This is a genomic window from Elusimicrobiota bacterium, from assembly GCA_016182905.1.
Classification (GTDB): domain Bacteria; phylum Elusimicrobiota; class Elusimicrobia; order UBA1565; family UBA9628; genus GWA2-66-18.
In genome coordinates, this window is record JACPFR010000019.1 from 98,656 (window position 1) to 113,048 (window position 14,393).

12 protein-coding genes are annotated in these 14,393 nt (G+C 69.9%); 5 read left to right on the top strand and 7 right to left on the bottom strand.

All coding sequences use genetic code 11. The annotated features are described in order from the left end of the window. Window positions 1-22 precede the first annotated feature (22 nt). Window positions 23-4,783 (bottom strand): ATP-grasp domain-containing protein, encoded by a 4,761-nt coding sequence (locus HYV14_07765; GenBank protein ID MBI2385895.1) that lies wholly within the window; start codon window positions 4,781-4,783, stop codon window positions 23-25. A 72-nt stretch (window positions 4,784-4,855) separates the two neighbouring features. After that, window positions 4,856-5,392, bottom strand: coding sequence for a hypothetical protein (locus tag HYV14_07770; GenBank protein ID MBI2385896.1), 537 nt, complete (start codon window positions 5,390-5,392; stop codon window positions 4,856-4,858). 131 nt (window positions 5,393-5,523) lie between these two features. Between HYV14_07770 and HYV14_07775 the strand changes: the two genes are divergently transcribed. Genes HYV14_07775 through HYV14_07790 form a run of 4 tightly spaced genes read left to right on the top strand, consistent with a single transcriptional unit; the run spans window position 5,524 to window position 9,265 of the window. Next, window positions 5,524-6,237, top strand: a complete 714-nt coding sequence (locus tag HYV14_07775; GenBank protein MBI2385897.1) for a ceramidase domain-containing protein — start codon at window positions 5,524-5,526, stop codon at window positions 6,235-6,237. A gap of 51 nt (window positions 6,238-6,288) precedes the next feature. Then, the gene (locus HYV14_07780) at window positions 6,289-6,612 is read left to right on the top strand and encodes a hypothetical protein (GenBank protein MBI2385898.1); all 324 of its coding nucleotides are present in this window, start codon (window positions 6,289-6,291) and stop codon (window positions 6,610-6,612) included. 28 nt (window positions 6,613-6,640) lie between these two features. After that, window positions 6,641-7,423 carry a hypothetical protein gene (locus HYV14_07785; GenBank protein ID MBI2385899.1) on the top strand — a complete coding sequence of 261 codons (783 nt, stop codon included), beginning with the start codon at window positions 6,641-6,643 and terminating at the stop codon, window positions 7,421-7,423. A gap of 60 nt (window positions 7,424-7,483) precedes the next feature. Next, on the top strand, window positions 7,484-9,265 hold the full coding sequence (locus HYV14_07790) for a PAS domain-containing protein (protein ID MBI2385900.1): 1,782 nt from the start codon (window positions 7,484-7,486) through the stop codon (window positions 9,263-9,265). Here the strand turns inward: HYV14_07790 and HYV14_07795 are convergent. From HYV14_07795 to HYV14_07815, 5 genes are all read right to left on the bottom strand, one after another. Then, a complete protein-coding gene (locus tag HYV14_07795; protein ID MBI2385901.1) occupies window positions 9,262-9,516 on the bottom strand; it encodes a hypothetical protein in 255 nt (84 codons plus the stop codon). The two genes, HYV14_07790 and HYV14_07795, sit on opposite strands and share 4 nt — an antisense overlap. Continuing rightward, window positions 9,516-11,006 carry an ATP-dependent Clp protease proteolytic subunit gene (locus HYV14_07800; protein ID MBI2385902.1) on the bottom strand — a complete coding sequence of 497 codons (1,491 nt, stop codon included), beginning with the start codon at window positions 11,004-11,006 and terminating at the stop codon, window positions 9,516-9,518. Before HYV14_07800 ends, HYV14_07795 begins: the two co-directional genes overlap by 1 nt. 73 nt (window positions 11,007-11,079) lie before the next feature. Continuing rightward, window positions 11,080-11,790, bottom strand: coding sequence for a zf-TFIIB domain-containing protein (locus HYV14_07805; protein MBI2385903.1), 711 nt, complete (start codon window positions 11,788-11,790; stop codon window positions 11,080-11,082). Beyond that, window positions 11,787-12,602, bottom strand: coding sequence for a urate hydroxylase PuuD (locus tag HYV14_07810; GenBank protein MBI2385904.1), 816 nt, complete (start codon window positions 12,600-12,602; stop codon window positions 11,787-11,789). The genes HYV14_07805 and HYV14_07810 overlap by 4 nt, the downstream gene beginning before the upstream one ends. Window positions 12,603-12,605: 3 nt before the next feature. Then, window positions 12,606-13,235: a cytochrome c gene (locus HYV14_07815; GenBank protein MBI2385905.1), complete on the bottom strand. Its 630-nt coding sequence runs from the start codon at window positions 13,233-13,235 to the stop codon at window positions 12,606-12,608. A 116-nt stretch (window positions 13,236-13,351) separates the two neighbouring features. On the opposite strand from HYV14_07815, the gene HYV14_07820 reads away from it, so the two are divergent. Further along, entirely contained in the window at window positions 13,352-14,200 is an 849-nt protein-coding gene (locus HYV14_07820) for a hypothetical protein (GenBank protein ID MBI2385906.1), read from the top strand. The last annotated feature ends 193 nt before the right edge of the window (window positions 14,201-14,393 follow it).

Sequence of the window (14,393 nt, forward strand, 5' to 3'; positions counted from 1 at the left end):
AAAATCGCCCGCGCCGCGGGGCCTATTCGAGGACGAAACGGATCTTGGCCTTGATCGCCTCGAGGTTGCGGCGGGCCTCGGCGGCGTCCTTGCCGCCGACCTCGAGCATGGCCACGCGCGCGTAGCCGCCGCCCTCGTCCGTCGTGATGCGGTCGCCGGCCTTCTTGACCGCGCGGAAGCGGACGAAACCGGGCATCTTGCGGGCTTCCTCGGGCAGCTCGAGGACCTTGATCACGCCCGCCTTGTCGGAGTTGACGAAGTCCCCGTCGAGGTGGACGAGAGGCTGGGAGGGCATATACGGTCTGCCGGGGATGCGGGCCGCGGCCATCAGGCCTTCCTCGGCGAGGTCCACGCCCCAGACGTTCTTGATCCAGTCGTGGACGTAGGTGCCGCCCATGCGCGCGTTGGCCTCGATGAGGCGGGCGCCCTCGGTGGTGTACTTGCCCTCCATGTGGATGACCCCGTCGGTCAGGCCCAGGGCCTGGGCGGAGGCGATGGCCTGCTCGGCCGACTCCTTCTGCTGCTTGAGGGTCAAGGTGCTGGGCAGGCGCGAGCCGGTGGCCAGGAAGGACGGCTCCCGCGTGGGCTTGTTGTCGGTGACCGACGCGAACACCGGCTTGCCGGCGACCATCACGAGGTCCACGTCGTACTCGTCCCCGTTGAGGTACTGCATCAGCAGGAGATCGGAGTTGTTGGCGAAGATCGGGTCGGTCTTGGGGTTGATGATGGCGCTGATGCGCTTGTAGGCGGCGACGGCCTCCTCGAGCGAGGAGACCTTCTCCGTCCCCATGGCGGCGGCGCCGGACACGGGCTTGATCACCGCGGGGAAGCCGACCTGGGCGGCGGACTTGCGGAAGGCCGCGAGCATGGCCTTGCGCTCGCCGTCGTCTTTCGCGGTGGAGAGGTTCTCGATCGTCTCCTGCCGGGCGGCGGGCACGCCTTTCAGGGCGAGGACGGCCTGGGTCTCGAACTTGCTGCGGGCGGTGCGGGCGGCGTCCGGAGAGTGGTACGGCAGTCCCAGCGCCTTGGCCATGTCCGCCGTGAGGACGACGTCGTCCTCCCAGAAGGTGGTGATGCCGTCGAGCTTGCCGTTCTTGCGGATGGAGCGCTGCAGCTTCTTGCGGGCGATGGTCAGGGCCTCGGCCGGCTTGGTGTTGTCGGTCGGGATCAGCTCGGAGATGTAGCGCGGGTCGTTGGCCCAGCTCTTCGCGCTGTCGACGAGGATGATGTCGACGCCGAGCTCGCGGGCGCGCTCGAAGATCGGGCGCTTGCCCTCGTAGCCCGCGCCGACGATCACGATGCGCTTGCCCTTGAGCGCGTCGCGGCGGGCACGCTGGAGCATCGTGGCGACGTAAGGCCGGGAATGCGCCCCGATGTCGTCCGGATACATCTTGTCGAGATTGAACTGGCCGCCGGAGTTGTGGTCGTTGATCTCGATGACGACCGGCACCAGCTTGTTCCCGCGGCGCTCGATCATGACGTCGAGGCCGATCATGTCGGTCTGGACCTGATAACCCTCGCCCGTCGCCCGGGGCAGAGTCCTCTCGTATTCGGTCAGGGCGGCGAGGATGGCCGGCCCCATGGCCTTGACCTCCTCGTCGAGCTCGCGCGAGGACGCCTCGTTCAGATAGCCGGCGGCGCGCCACTCCTTGAGCAGGACCTCCCAAGGCTCGACGGTGGCGTTGTCGCGGGGATCGGCCGCCTCCGCGGTCGTGGGCTTGCCCCACGGCCCGACGCGGGCGTAGACCGCCGCCGCCACGCCGCCGTCCCACGGCGCGCGCGAGACGAGGACGCGAAGCGTAGTCTCCATCTTGCGGCCGCCGCGCTCGAGCGGGGCGGAGTTCACGCGGCTGTCGAGGAGGATCGCCCCTTCGGCGGTCATGCCGCCGATCGAGCGGAGGGCCCGCACGTGCTCGAGGATCGCGTCGCGCTCCGTCTTCCTGAAGAACTTGACCCCGATGCCGGAGTGGAACTGGGTGCCGGACGGCTTGACGACGATCTCGTCGCCCTCGAGGCGGGCCAGGTATGCGTCGACGGACGCGGCGACGCGGGCGTCGGCGTCGTCGCCCTCGGGGAGCGCCTGGACGGAGACGCTGGGAGCGCTGAAGCTCCCGTTCAAGGCGGCGGCGGCCAGCGGATGGGCCGAGAGGAGGAAGGCCAAGGTCGCCGGCACGGAGACGCCCTTGGCCGCCATCACGATCCGCGTGCCGAGCTTGTCGTTGATGACGTCCTCGCGCTGGAGCGAGTTCGACTGCGGGACGTCGAGGTTCTCCTCGTAGATCACCCCGTCGTCGCGGTCGTTGGCGCCGAGGGTCATGAAGTTGGCGAAGTAATGGACGCGCCGCGGCGTCTCGTACTCGACGACGGTCGCCTGTCCCTTCTCGTCGAAGACGACGCCCTTCGTGACGAGGATCTTGGTCCGGCCGTCGGGGTAGCGCTCCTGGATCAGCCAGGAGGCGTCGAGGACGAGGTTCACGTCGCCGGGGGCCTGGCGCCCTCCCTCGCGGGCGATGGCGACCTTGTGCCGGGAGGCCGGGGTCAGGATGGCGACCGTGGGCCGGTCGTCGTCGGCGGGGCCCGAGATCTTCGCCGTCTTATGGGCGGGAAGGCCGTTCTCCGTCAGACTGACCGCGAGCTGGGCGAGCATCTTGGCTTCGTTGCCCTCGGGAGACTTGTGGACGGAGAGCGTCGGCTTGCTGAGCTGAGCCTTGACCCAGCGCAGGCCGCCGAGATAGACGAAGCCCATCGCGAACAAGGTGACCGTGATGATCTTCATCGGCGCCAGCGCGCCGAGGGCCAGGGCGAGCGCGGAGCCGGGCATCGAGTGGTGGAACAGCCAGGCGAAGGCGAGGCCGCCCGCGCCGGCCGCGATCACCTCGACGAAGGTCATCAGGCTGTAGATGTCGTCGGCGTGGGGCGCGGCCTTGGGATCGTTCTTGATCTCGGTCTGCAGCAGGGCGCGCATGCGCGAGCGCAGAGGCTGCAGCATCAGCTTCATCATGAACACGGCGGGGACGGCGAGTGCCAGCGAGGGCACCAGCCACAGGCCGATCGAGGGCACGAAGGCGAGCGCGGCGATGGCGGTCAAGCCGGCCAGGACCTTGTAGGTGCCGTGCTTCTTCTGCAGGGCCTGGACGCGCTTCATCAGGAACATCGAGGCGACGAGGCCGCCTGCGGTGATCGCGGAGAGCAGGAGGCCGTTGCCGAACGCGCCGACCCTGAGGATGTCGATGGCGAAGGTGGGCAGGACGACGGCGAACAGGGCGTCCTCGACGAAGTTCTCCATCGTCGCCATCGTCGAGCGCGCGAGGATGGCCTTGTTGCCCATGATGATCTTGGCCGTGGCCCAGTTGCGGCGCGGGATGTCGAGCAGGATGCGGCCGAAGGTCTTCAGCGCGCCGAACAGGCGGCCGACGTAGTTCTTGAGCCCGTTCCACGGGACCGAGGCCATGTCCCCGACCGTGACCACCTTGGTCGCGTAGATGTAGGAGACGACGCCCATCAGGGCCGCGAACACCGCGAAGCCCGCGCCCGCGCCGATGCCGGCGCCGTAGCGCGCGTCGATCCAGTCCATCGGCAGGCCGATGAGCGCGGGGACGACGAGCATCATGCCGTAGTAGATGAAGTCGTAGACGTAGCCGGCCTTCTCGATCTTGTGGTCGGTGGACTTCTGGTCGGCTCCCTTGAAGATCTTGGCCGCGCCGCCGGTGTCGATGTCGACGAGGTGGTTGTGCGCGACGATGAGGGAGTTCACGCCGACGAGGACGAGGAACGCGGCCCAGGGCAGGCCGCCGAACAGGGCCAAAGCGCCGATCGAGCCGAACAGCAGGGCCCGCCCGCCGGCCGCGCCGACGAGGATGCGCTTCATCGACGTCTTGCCGACGACCGCGCCCGCGAACAACGACGCGCCGCCGAACACCCAGTAATGGACCATGCGCGCCACGCCGGTCATCGCCGCGTCGCCGGTCAGCGCGCTGACGAGGAGCGGCAAGGACGCGAGGTACACCGAGATGGCGAGCAGGAAGACGGCCTGGCCGGCGATGTAGGACTTCTCGCTCTTGTTGAACTCGGAGAGGTCGAAGGTGGAGCGGATGCGCTGCCAGACGGAAGGCTTGGCGGCGGGAGCCTGGGCGGACGGCACCTCCGCGGGGCCCTGGGGAGCGGCCGAGGGCGCGGACCGCTTGAGGCCGGAGCGCAGCGCCGCGGGCCCCGACGGGGCCGCGACCGCGCCGAGTTGGCCGCGCTGCGACGAGTTCTCGAAGACGGTGTTGAGGGCCCCGGTCGCGTCGCCGCTCTTGACGCCATCCAGCACCGGCTTGGCCGTCTGGGACAGGGATTCGACCTGCTTGGACGCCGCGGACAGGCCGCCGGGCGCGTCGGCCTTCTTGGTCGCGGGCTGAAGTGCGCCGGGGACGAGGGGTTTGGCGGCCGGGATCGAGGCCGCGGGCCGGGCCGCGCGCGGAGCCGAGGGCTGAAGGAGGGAGGCGGCGGGCGTCACGGCGGCCATCGCGGGCGCGAGGGCCGGGACGGCGGCGGCGTTGAGCGCCGGAGCGGCGGCCGGCGCCAAAGCGGAGTTGAGGCCGAGGGTCTGGACCGGGAGCGCGAGCGGGGCGGCGAGGCCGCCGCCGTTGACGCCGGAGTTGACCGAGGTGGCCGCGTCGCCCGCGGCGCCCGCCGTCCCGCCGGTCTTGCCCACGGTCTGGGCGAACGCCTGATAAGCGGGCGCGCCCGGGGACAGGGCGATGATAAGGAAGGCGAGGGCGGAGGCGAGGGGTCGCTTCACAGTGGGAGTATAGGGCCGGAACCCTGAATTGTCGAGGGGTAGGGCGGCCTACGGCCGCCCAGGACCGAAGGCCTAGCGGCCGTCGAAGGAAGGAAGGGCTTCGAGCAGCGCGCGGACCTTGGAGTCGTCGCGCGGGTTCTTCGGCGCCTTCGCCCTCTCGGGGATGGACACGCGGCCGTTGATTTCGAAGGCGACGGTCGCGGCCTTGCGCACCTTGACCATCGCGAAGGGGCGGCAGACCATCTGGGCCGCGAAGGGCTTCGCGGCGGAACGGACCTCCTTATAGAACACGTTGAGGCGGCCGGCGTCGATCATGTCGTTCTGGACGACGATCTCGATCTTCACCCCGGCGGCCTTCGTCTCGCCGAGGAAAACCGCGACGACGCTCTCCTTCGAGAAGTCCACGGACGGGACCGGAGCCTCGGCCGAGTGCTCCTTCCAGACCTGCTCCCACGCCGCCTTATCGCTCACGGCGACGGTGCGGGGCTCCGCGATGCGGCTGTGCTGCCCCTCGAGCTTGTCCCACGCCCCGACGACCTGGGCGGAAGCGGCGACGGAGAGGAGGAGAGCGGCGATCGCGGCGATCGCGGCGAAAGTGGTTTTCTTCATGACCCTATCCTACCAATCGCCCCCCTTTTCCCTGTGGGCCGAGGAGGCCCCAAACGGCCCGCCAAGCGGCCTACTCCGAACCGGGCCCCCGGGCCTAGCCCCTTCGGGGGCCATTTCGCTAGAGTGTCGGCGTGGATCCCCGCGTCGTGCCGTCTCCGCCCGCCGGCTCTCCCTGGAGCGGGTGGGCCTTGCCCGACATCAAGCACTGCGAGGCCAACCTCGCCGGCTGGATCGCGGCCCCCGCCAACGCCTGGTCGAACCTGGCGTACGTCGCGGTCGGGGTCTGGATCATGCGGCGCGCCTCCCGGCGCGGCGTCCTGACGGCCGGGGGCCTCGGCCCGGTGTCCATCGCGGTCGGGGTCACGTCTTTCGTCTTCCACGCCTCGTACACCTTCGCCGGCCAGGTGTTCGATTACGCCGGGATGTTCCTGCTCCTCGGCTGGGCGTTGGCGCGGGGACTGATGCGCGCCGGCCTGCTCGGCGAGGCGGGCGCGCTCCGGTTCTGGGGCGGCCTGTTCGCGGCGAGCATGGCCGCCTTGTTCGCCTTCCGGGCCCTGGGCTGGGGCATCCAGACCCTCGTCCTCGTCCAGGCCCTGGCCCTCGCCGCCCTGGAGATCCGGCTCATGCTCGTCAAGCGCGACGCCCCCTCCTACGCCCCGTTCTGGCTGATGCAGTTCCTGCTCGCGGCCGCTTACGCCTGCTGGCACCTCGACCATACCGACTTCGCCTGCCGCCCCGACGACCACCTGCTCCAGCTCCACGCGGTCTGGCACGTCGTCACGGCCGGCGCCTTCGTCGCCGCCTGGCGCTTCCACGAGGGCATCGACGCCCGCGCCGCGCGATAACGTTACCTCCCCGTCGAACCGGCGTCACCCGCCGCGCGCTAGAATGAGCGCATGAAAAAGGAAAAACCCGGGCCGCAGGGACTCGCGAACCTGAAGACGTGGCGCCTGCCGTTCAGCTCCGACGTGAAGAGCCGGAGGCGGCAGACCTGGGAGAACCGCCGCCCGCACAAGCGGCGCACCGGGATGCGCCCCGACGCCGTCCTCGGCACGCCCGAGCTGCACTGGACCGAGCCGCCGAAGCTCGGCCGCTCCGGCGCCGCGGTCAACGCGTCGCCCAAGGGCCGGGGCGCTCCGATGCACGAGCCGGTCTTCTTCGCCCGCAAGGTCAACCGGCTCCGGCATCGCTCGCTGCGCCACGGAAAAACACGGCCCTGACGCCGCCGGCCGTGCTAGAATGGGGCTCATGAAGAGAGCCTTCCTCTGCGCCGCCCTCCTCGCCTCCTCGTCGTGCGTGCACGCCGGCATCCGGCTCAGCGACGCCGAGGCCGAGGCCGTCGGCCGGAAGATCTGGCACAACGAGAGCCGCGGCTCGATCGACGGCCTCACGCACTGGAACAAGGGCGAGGATTTCGCCTCGCTGGGCATCGGCCACTTCATCTGGTACAAGGCCGGCGCGCGCGGCCCGTTCACCGAGAGCTTCCCCGGCCTCCTCGACGCCCTGGCCGCCGGCGGGAAGACCCTGCCCGCCTGGCTGCAGGGCCGGCCGCCGTGCCCCTGGCCCGACCGCGACGCCTTCTTCGCCGACTTCCGCGGCCCGCGCATGAACGAGCTCCGCGACCTGCTGGCCTCCTCCGTCGGCCTCCAGGCCCGCTACGCCGCCGACCGCCTCGAGGCCGCTTTGCCCAAGATACTCGCCGCGGCGCCGGCTTCCGAGCGGCCGGCGCTGCAGACCCGGTTCGACCGCGTCGCCTCCGCGCCCAACGGCGTGTACGCGCTGATGGACTACGTGAACTTCAAGGGCGAGGGCGTCAACCCGGCCGAGCGCTACGACGGCGAGGGCTGGGGCCTGCTCCAGGTCCTCGAGGGGATGGCGGATTCGGCCCCCGGCCAGCCTTCCGTGAAAGCCTTCGCCGAATCCGCCGACGCCGCGCTGACCCGCCGCGTGGCCAACAGCCCGCCGGCCCGCGACGAGGCGCGCTGGCTCCCCGGCTGGCGCAAGCGCCTGCTCACCTACCTCGACCTCTGAGGCCGTCACAAGGCCGTCAAAATAATGTGACCTGGCAGAGTACGCCGGCGCTGATACCATATGGGTGACGAAACGGCCGCGATGACCCCTCCCTCGATCCCCCCTTGCTTTCCCTTCTCCTCCGATGAAGCGCGCGGCTGCGCGTACACGGCCAACCACGACCGCATCCTCGCCCGCGAGGCCGGCGAATCCCGCGAGCGCCTGGAGTTCCTGGTCAGCGCGGTGCAGTCGATCTCGGACTCGGTCGACCTCGGCGGGGCCCTCCACAGCCTGTGCGCCGCGGCCGTCCCTCGCCTGGGGCAGTGGTGCTCGATCACCCTGCGCTCCGGCGAGGACCTCGCGGCGCCCCAGGTCTGGCACGACGATCCGGACCGCGTCCGCCTCCTCCAGTCGCTCGCGGACATCCGCACGCCCTCCGGCGACCGGCGCGACCCGGTGCGCCGCGTGCTGGACTCCGGCAGGTCCGAGTTCGTCGCCCGGACGCCGCCCGACTTCAACGAGCGCCTCGCCGTCTCTCCGGAGCACCTGACCTTCCTGCAGGAGCTGGGCGTCGCCTCGTACATGTGCGTCCCGCTCCGGTCCCACGGGAAGACGCTCGGCGTGATGACGCTCGGCGCCGACTCGGGCTGGCGGCCGCTGTCCCGGACCGACCTCGTGATCGCCGAGCAGCTCGCCGCCCGCGCCGGCGCCGCGATCGAGAAGGCCCAGCTCCACCAGGCCGTGGAGAACGAGCTCGCCGAGCGCCGCCGGGCCGAGTCCGCCCTGCGCCGCCAGGAGGCCGAGCAGGCGGTGATCCTCGACACGGTGCGCGCCATGATCTGGTACAAGGACGCCGACAACCGGATCCTGCGCTGCAACCGCGCGGCCGCGCGCTGGCTCGGGAAGACCGTCGAGCAGGTCCAGGGGCGCAGGGGCGAGGAGCTCTTCCCCCTGGCCCGGGCCCGAGAGTACCACGCGAACGACCTCGCCGTCATCGCCTCGGGCAAGGCCCGCATCGGCGAGCTCGAGGAACTCCGGCTTCGCGGCGGCGCGAAGCGCTGGGTCCAGCGCGACACCTTGCCGTACCGCAACGAGAAGGGAGCGATCATCGGCGTCGTCATCATCGCCGTGGACGTGACCAAGCGCAAGCGCGCCGAGGACCTCGCGGTCGCCAAGGAGCGGGCGGAGCGCGAGTTCGTCGCCAACGTCTCGCACGAGTTCCGCACGCCCGTCGCCGCGATCAAGGGCTTCACGCAGACGCTCCGGGAGGGCGCCTGGAGGAACCCCGAGGACCGCGCCGCGTTCCTGGACATCATCGAGTCCAACGCCGACCGCCTCGACGCGATGCTCGGGGACCTCCTCACTTTGTCGGCTTTGGAGGGTTCCGCCCCGCTCCGGCCCGGCACGGTCGACCTCAACGCCGTCGCGCGCGACCGGGTGAGGAAGATCCTGCCGCGGGCCGCGCGCAAAGGCCTCGCCATCGCCGTGTCGGTCCCGCGCGGGCTGCGCGTGAAGATGAACCAGGCGCACCTGGGCCAGGCGCTGGGACATCTGATCGACAACGCGGTCAAGTTCACCCCGCCCGGCGGCTGGGTGAAGGTCAAGGCGCGGGGCTCGAAGGGCGGGGCGGTCATCGTCGTCGAGGACAGCGGCATCGGCATCCCGCGCGCCGAGCTGCCGCGCGTCTTCGACCGCTTCTTCCGCGTCGCGAAGGGCGCGCAGTCGGGCAGCCCCGGCCTCGGACTGCACCTGGTCAAGAAGCTCGTCGGGGCCTACGGGGGACGCGTGTCGGCGCGCAGCCGCCTCGCGCGCGGGTCGGCCTTCAGCGTCGCCCTGCCGGCCGCGGCGGCCGGGGGCCGTTAGAAGAAAAGGATGCTGCCGAAGGTGAGCGCCGCGCCGATGATCATCTTGCGGGCGTCGTTGTGCCTGCGGCCGTAGCCGAGGTAGAACATCCCGGCCAGGCCCATGACCGTGCTCCCGCCGAGCTTGGCGTAGGTCATCGGGTCGGCGGCGATCGTCGGCAGAGCGGGACCGGCGACCGTCCCCGTCGAGAGGCCCTGCTCGAGCGTCGGCAGGGAACCCTCGCCCGGCATGAGGACGGACTTGAGGTCCATCAGCGGTAGTAGCCGTCGCGGTTGTACAGGAAGTAGGCGTCCGAGTGCTGCAGGCGCGGCAGGCGCACGAAGCGGTCGCCTTTCGGGTCCGACTCCTCGGCCAGGCCGAAGGGGAGCTTGGGCTTCTCGTCGCGCTTGGTCTCGGGCTCCTTGACGATGCCGGTCTCGCGGATCTCGTGCACGACGTGGTCGATCCACTTGAGCTTGACCGCGGCGTCCGCGAACTCCTCCCAGTCGCCGTCCACGTTCCGCTTGTACATCTCGGCCGTGAACTTGTCGAGGCCCGTGCCCATCTTCCGCGCGATCGGCTCGCGAAGCCGGCGGTCCCATTCCTTCATGATGTCGAGCTGCTGCTTCTGCTGGGTGGGGTTGCCGAACGAGACGCCCCACGCCTGATGATGCAGGATGACGGCGTTCGGGTAGGCGTACGAGTGCGGGGCGAGCGTCGCGATCGTCGCCGCCATGCTGGCCGCGTAGGACTTCACGACGACGTGGACGGGCGCCTTGCTCGCCTGCATCGCCTTGAGGATGCGGTAGCCCTCCATCACCGAGCCGCCGGGGCTGCGGTCGATGACGAGGAAGATCGGGAACTCCTCGGACTTGTTGTTGAAGTAGTGGATGCGCTCCGTCACGAAGTCCGCCGTGCCGTAGACGATCGGTCCCTCGATGGAGATGCGGCGGTCGCTGATCGTCAGGACGCCGTTCTTGAACGGCTCCTTCACGTAATCGGGCTCCCGGTTGGCCTGCTTCCGCCAGACCTCCTTCTTCTCGCGCAGCTCCAGGTCCGCCTTGATCGACACGGTCTTGTTGTCGGCGAGGTCCGCCTCCTGGCGGAGCTTGCGCGCCTGGAAGTCGAGGTCCTGCACGATGAGATCGCGACGAAGCTTCTCCGCGTCCGCCTTGATCAGCTCGGCGTTGAGCTTCTCGCGCGCGAGCTCGTTCTCGAGGCGCGCCTTGTCGCGCTGGTGGCGCAGCTCGGCCGCGCTCCGGATGAACTTCTCCTCCTCGATCTGGCCCTTGAGCTGGAGCGTCTTCTGCTCGTGCTCGACCGGGGCGAACTCGGCGCGGAGCTTCTCCGCCAGGAGGGTGTTGCGAAGGACGGCCTCGTCCCGCTCCTCGGTCAGCGCGCGCATCCGCTGCAGGAACTCCTGCTGCCTGATCGTGTTGACGGTCGTGATCTTATCGAGCTGGATGCGCTCCTCGGTCGGCGCGCCCGGGATCGCCGGCAGGATCGAGCTCGAGCCTCCGCCGTTGGACACCGTCACCAGCGTCCCCGCGCCGCCGGACGGGCTCGAGGGGGCCGCGGCCGCGGCGATCAGCGGATCGGCGGAGGAGGCTCCCGCGCCGGCCGGCGCGACGGGCTCGGACCGGCGCGGAGCCTTGGCCGCTTTCGCCGCCTTGGCCGTTTCCGGGGAGGCGAGCACCTGGGCGGGCAGCGGAGCGGACGAGAAAAGCATCAGCGCGGCGAGAGCGAGTCGGACGGAATTCATGGGCGGGATTCTCCTGGTACCCGCTAAGGATAGAGGGTGCGCCGCCGTTGCGCAAGGCCCGGTTTCGACGGCCTCATCGGCCGAGAAGGAAGCGCAGGAGGCCGCGCGAGGCGACGATGGAATCCGGCAGCGGCTGCGCGAGGCCGCCCCGCCAGCTTTCAGGGCCGGTCTCCGCCTGTTCGAGCCGCCGGCGCTCGAGCTCGAGCCTGCGCTTCTCCTTGCCGCGCGCCACGTCCAGGCCGCCGCCTCGGATGAACGCCGCGATGCGGCGAATCTCGTCGAGATCGAACCAGACCCCATGGGGCTTGCAGGCGTCGAGGATCACGCCCGAGCAGCCGGCGAAGTTGAAGCGGTTCATGAGCTCGGCGCAGACCGGACAAGGTCGATAGACGATGGGCGACGACAGGGGGTCGGACGCCGTCGGAGCCCTCAGGACCGAGCCCTCGCCGAGATACGCCGCTTGGACCTCGCGTTCCTCGCAGATCGCGCGGAACGATGCGGGATCGGTCCACACGCCTCCGCACCGCGCGCAACCGGACAGCCTCGCGTTCCCCAGCGAACGGGAGGACAGCGGCTCGCGGCAGGACGGGCAGGCCGCCTCGAGGTCCGGCGCCTCGGCGCGGGAGCCGCAGCGCGCGCAGTCGCGAGCCTCCTTGAAAGTCCAATCGAAGCACCACGGGCATCGGATGGGATGCAGGGCGGCGCGGCAATGCCCGCACATCGGCGCCTCCGGGGCGACCGGGGCGCCGCACGAGGGACACCTGAGGGAGGCGGCCTCGGTCATGCGTGCTCGCGGATCAGATGGGCGACCCAGGCGCCCAGCGGGAGCAGGACGGCGAGCAGGAGCAGGGGATGCGCGCCCCCGAAGGTGATCGACGGATAGTGGTTGCTCAGCATGAGGAAGAGCAGCGGCATCGACATCAAGGTGTTGTGCTTCGAGCAGCGCTTGGCCTCGAGCGAGAGCTCCGGGCGGGGCTCGCCGTTCGCCTCGGAGATCGCCATGATCTTCTTCTGGTTCGGGATGATGGTCATCCAGACGTTCGTCATCATGACCGTGCCCATCATCGCGCCCACATGGAGGTAGGCGGCGCGGTCGCTGAGGACGTTCAGCAGCGCCCAACCCGAGGCCGCGAGGAACAGGTACCAGACGAGCCCCCCGCCGATCTCGGTGCGGCCGAACGGCGTCTTCCAGATCAACCGATAGGCCCCGACGGCGCCCGTCAACGCCCCGGCCGAGACGAGTATGCCCTGCCAGCGGGGCAGCTCGGAGCCGTAATCGAGCAATGACGCTCCCGCCCAGTAGGTCAAGGACAGCAGGAGGAACCCGGACAGCCAGGTCAGCATCGCCTCCCACTTGAACCAGTGCAGGACGCGCGGCATGTCCTCGGGCCACTTCTGCTTCTCGACGAGATAGAAGCCGCCGCCGTGCACCATCCACAGCTCGCCGGAGATGTTCGGCTTGTCGGCGGCCTTGGGCGGCGGATCGAAGGCCTTCTCCATCCAGTTGAACAGGTAGGTCTGGCCGATCCACATGATCCCGGTGATCGCGTGGGTCCAGCGCAGGATCAGGCTCAGCCACTCTTGGAGGTCGCTCATGGTCTAGAATTCGTCCTTGGGATCGGTCTTCGCCAACGACAAGAGGTAGTCCGCCAGGGCGCTCAGCTCGGCCGCGTCGAGGACGCCGTCCCAGCCCGGCATGTTCACTTCCGCGGGAGGCCCGCCGTGGATCTCGGGCACCACGCCGCGCTTGATCTTCACGATGAGCTCGTCCTTCTTATAAGTGCCCATCAGCGGAGCCAGCGCCGGGATGACGCCCCCGTGCGCGCCCGGGTTCGGGTGCCCGCCGCGGCCCGCGGTCCCGTGGCAGGCGACGCAGCCGGCGCGCACGTAGATCCCGCGGCCGTCGCCGCCGGACGCCCACGGGCGGGAATCCCCCCAAGCCTGGCCCTTCTGCGCGGAGAGGAAATCGGCCAAAGCGGCGCGGCCGGAGGCGCTCAGGCCCTGCTCCGGCATCTCTGTGTCGTGCTTGTACGCGCGCGGGCTCGCGAGCCATTTCTCGAGCCAGACTCTCGGCCGGCGGTGCCCGACGAGAGTCAGGTCCGGGCCGGAGTTCCCCCCGCGAGGGCCGATCTTGTGGCAGGCGCGGCAGCCGTGCGCGTCGAACAACGCGGCGGGGTTCGCCGCGGACGCCGTGGACGCGAGAAACAAAACGGCCAGAAACACGCGCATGCGGGATTCTATCATTCGCGTCAAAAAATAGTCTCATAAAACGGCATTATCCGGACGTGCGTTCCGCGCCGAAATCGGTATACTCGGCTCAGCTCGTGCAGACGCTCGGAGGAGAGATGAAAACGGTTCTCGTCGTCCTTGCCTTGCTGTCGCCGGCCGCGCAAGCCGCCCCCGGCCCGATCGACTGCTACGCGGCGGCCAAGCCGCTGACGAGCTATCCGCCGCTGCTCTGCGCCGGCGCGGCGACGGACGCTCCGGCCGCCTGCTTCCCCGAGGCCAAGAAGGTCACCGACTACCCCGCCTTGCTGTGCTCGGGCGCCGCGTCGAACGCGCCCGTGGACTGCTGGAAGGCCGCGAGCCGGATCACGAACTTCCCCGCGCTGCTGTGCGCGCGGGCGGAGTCCCACGCTCCGGCGATCTGCTTCGCCTCGGCGAAGAACGTCACCGGCTATCCCGCCTTGCTCTGCTCGGGGGCGCGGTCGAACGCGCCGCTCGCCTGCTTCGCCGCCGCCAAAGCGGTGACGAACTTCCCGGCGATGCTGTGCGCGGGCGCGGAGTCCGACGCGCCGGTCGCCTGCTTCGCCGCGGCCAAGGGCCTGACGGATTATCCGGCGCTGCTGTGCGCCGGCGCGAACTCGAACGCCCCCGTCGACTGCTTCAAGGCGGCGAAGGGCCTGACGCAGTACCCCGCGCTGCTGTGCTCGGGCGCGACGGACGCCTCGCCGATCGACTGCCTGAAGGCCTCGAACGGGGTGACCGACAACCCGGCCGTCCTCTGCTCGGCGAACGGCGCCTTCAAGGCGGTCACGCGGGAAGACATCCACTCCTCCTGGGACCTTCCGTACCCGATGCGCTTCCCGCATCCGTACCCGTTCCGCTATCCGTTCCCCGACCTGAACCGCGACCCGAGCCGGGCGCCGGCGCCGACTACGCCGAGCGCGGCCGCCGTCTTCGCCGGCTTCTAGGTCCGGCCGCGAGCGGCCGGACACAGCCGCCTCAGCGGAAGTCCGTCAGCGGCTAGATAAGATGGACGAGCCGTACACCTGATCCCGTCGTTGTAGAATGCGCGGGTTGCTTCGGAAGAAGCCTATCCGCATACAACACGGAGGTGTACGGCTCTATGAGTCATTCTACCACAGTAGTCGGTTTGGACGTCCA

Excerpts from the sequence above, each read along its gene's own strand:
- HYV14_07770 (MBI2385896.1), bottom strand. The coding sequence starts at position 5,392 with ATGAAGAAAACCACTTTCGCCGCGATCGCCGCGATCGCCGCTCTCCTC.
- HYV14_07780 (MBI2385898.1), top strand. The coding sequence starts at position 6,289 with ATGAAAAAGGAAAAACCCGGGCCGCAGGGACTCGCGAACCTGAAGACG.
- HYV14_07785 (MBI2385899.1), top strand. The coding sequence starts at position 6,641 with ATGAAGAGAGCCTTCCTCTGCGCCGCCCTCCTCGCCTCCTCGTCGTGC.
- HYV14_07790 (MBI2385900.1), top strand. The coding sequence starts at position 7,484 with ATGGGTGACGAAACGGCCGCGATGACCCCTCCCTCGATCCCCCCTTGC.
- HYV14_07795 (MBI2385901.1), bottom strand. The coding sequence starts at position 9,516 with ATGGACCTCAAGTCCGTCCTCATGCCGGGCGAGGGTTCCCTGCCGACG.
- HYV14_07800 (MBI2385902.1), bottom strand. The coding sequence starts at position 11,006 with ATGAATTCCGTCCGACTCGCTCTCGCCGCGCTGATGCTTTTCTCGTCC.
- HYV14_07805 (MBI2385903.1), bottom strand. The coding sequence starts at position 11,790 with ATGACCGAGGCCGCCTCCCTCAGGTGTCCCTCGTGCGGCGCCCCGGTC.
- HYV14_07810 (MBI2385904.1), bottom strand. The coding sequence starts at position 12,602 with ATGAGCGACCTCCAAGAGTGGCTGAGCCTGATCCTGCGCTGGACCCAC.
- HYV14_07815 (MBI2385905.1), bottom strand. The coding sequence starts at position 13,235 with ATGCGCGTGTTTCTGGCCGTTTTGTTTCTCGCGTCCACGGCGTCCGCG.
- HYV14_07820 (MBI2385906.1), top strand. The coding sequence starts at position 13,352 with ATGAAAACGGTTCTCGTCGTCCTTGCCTTGCTGTCGCCGGCCGCGCAA.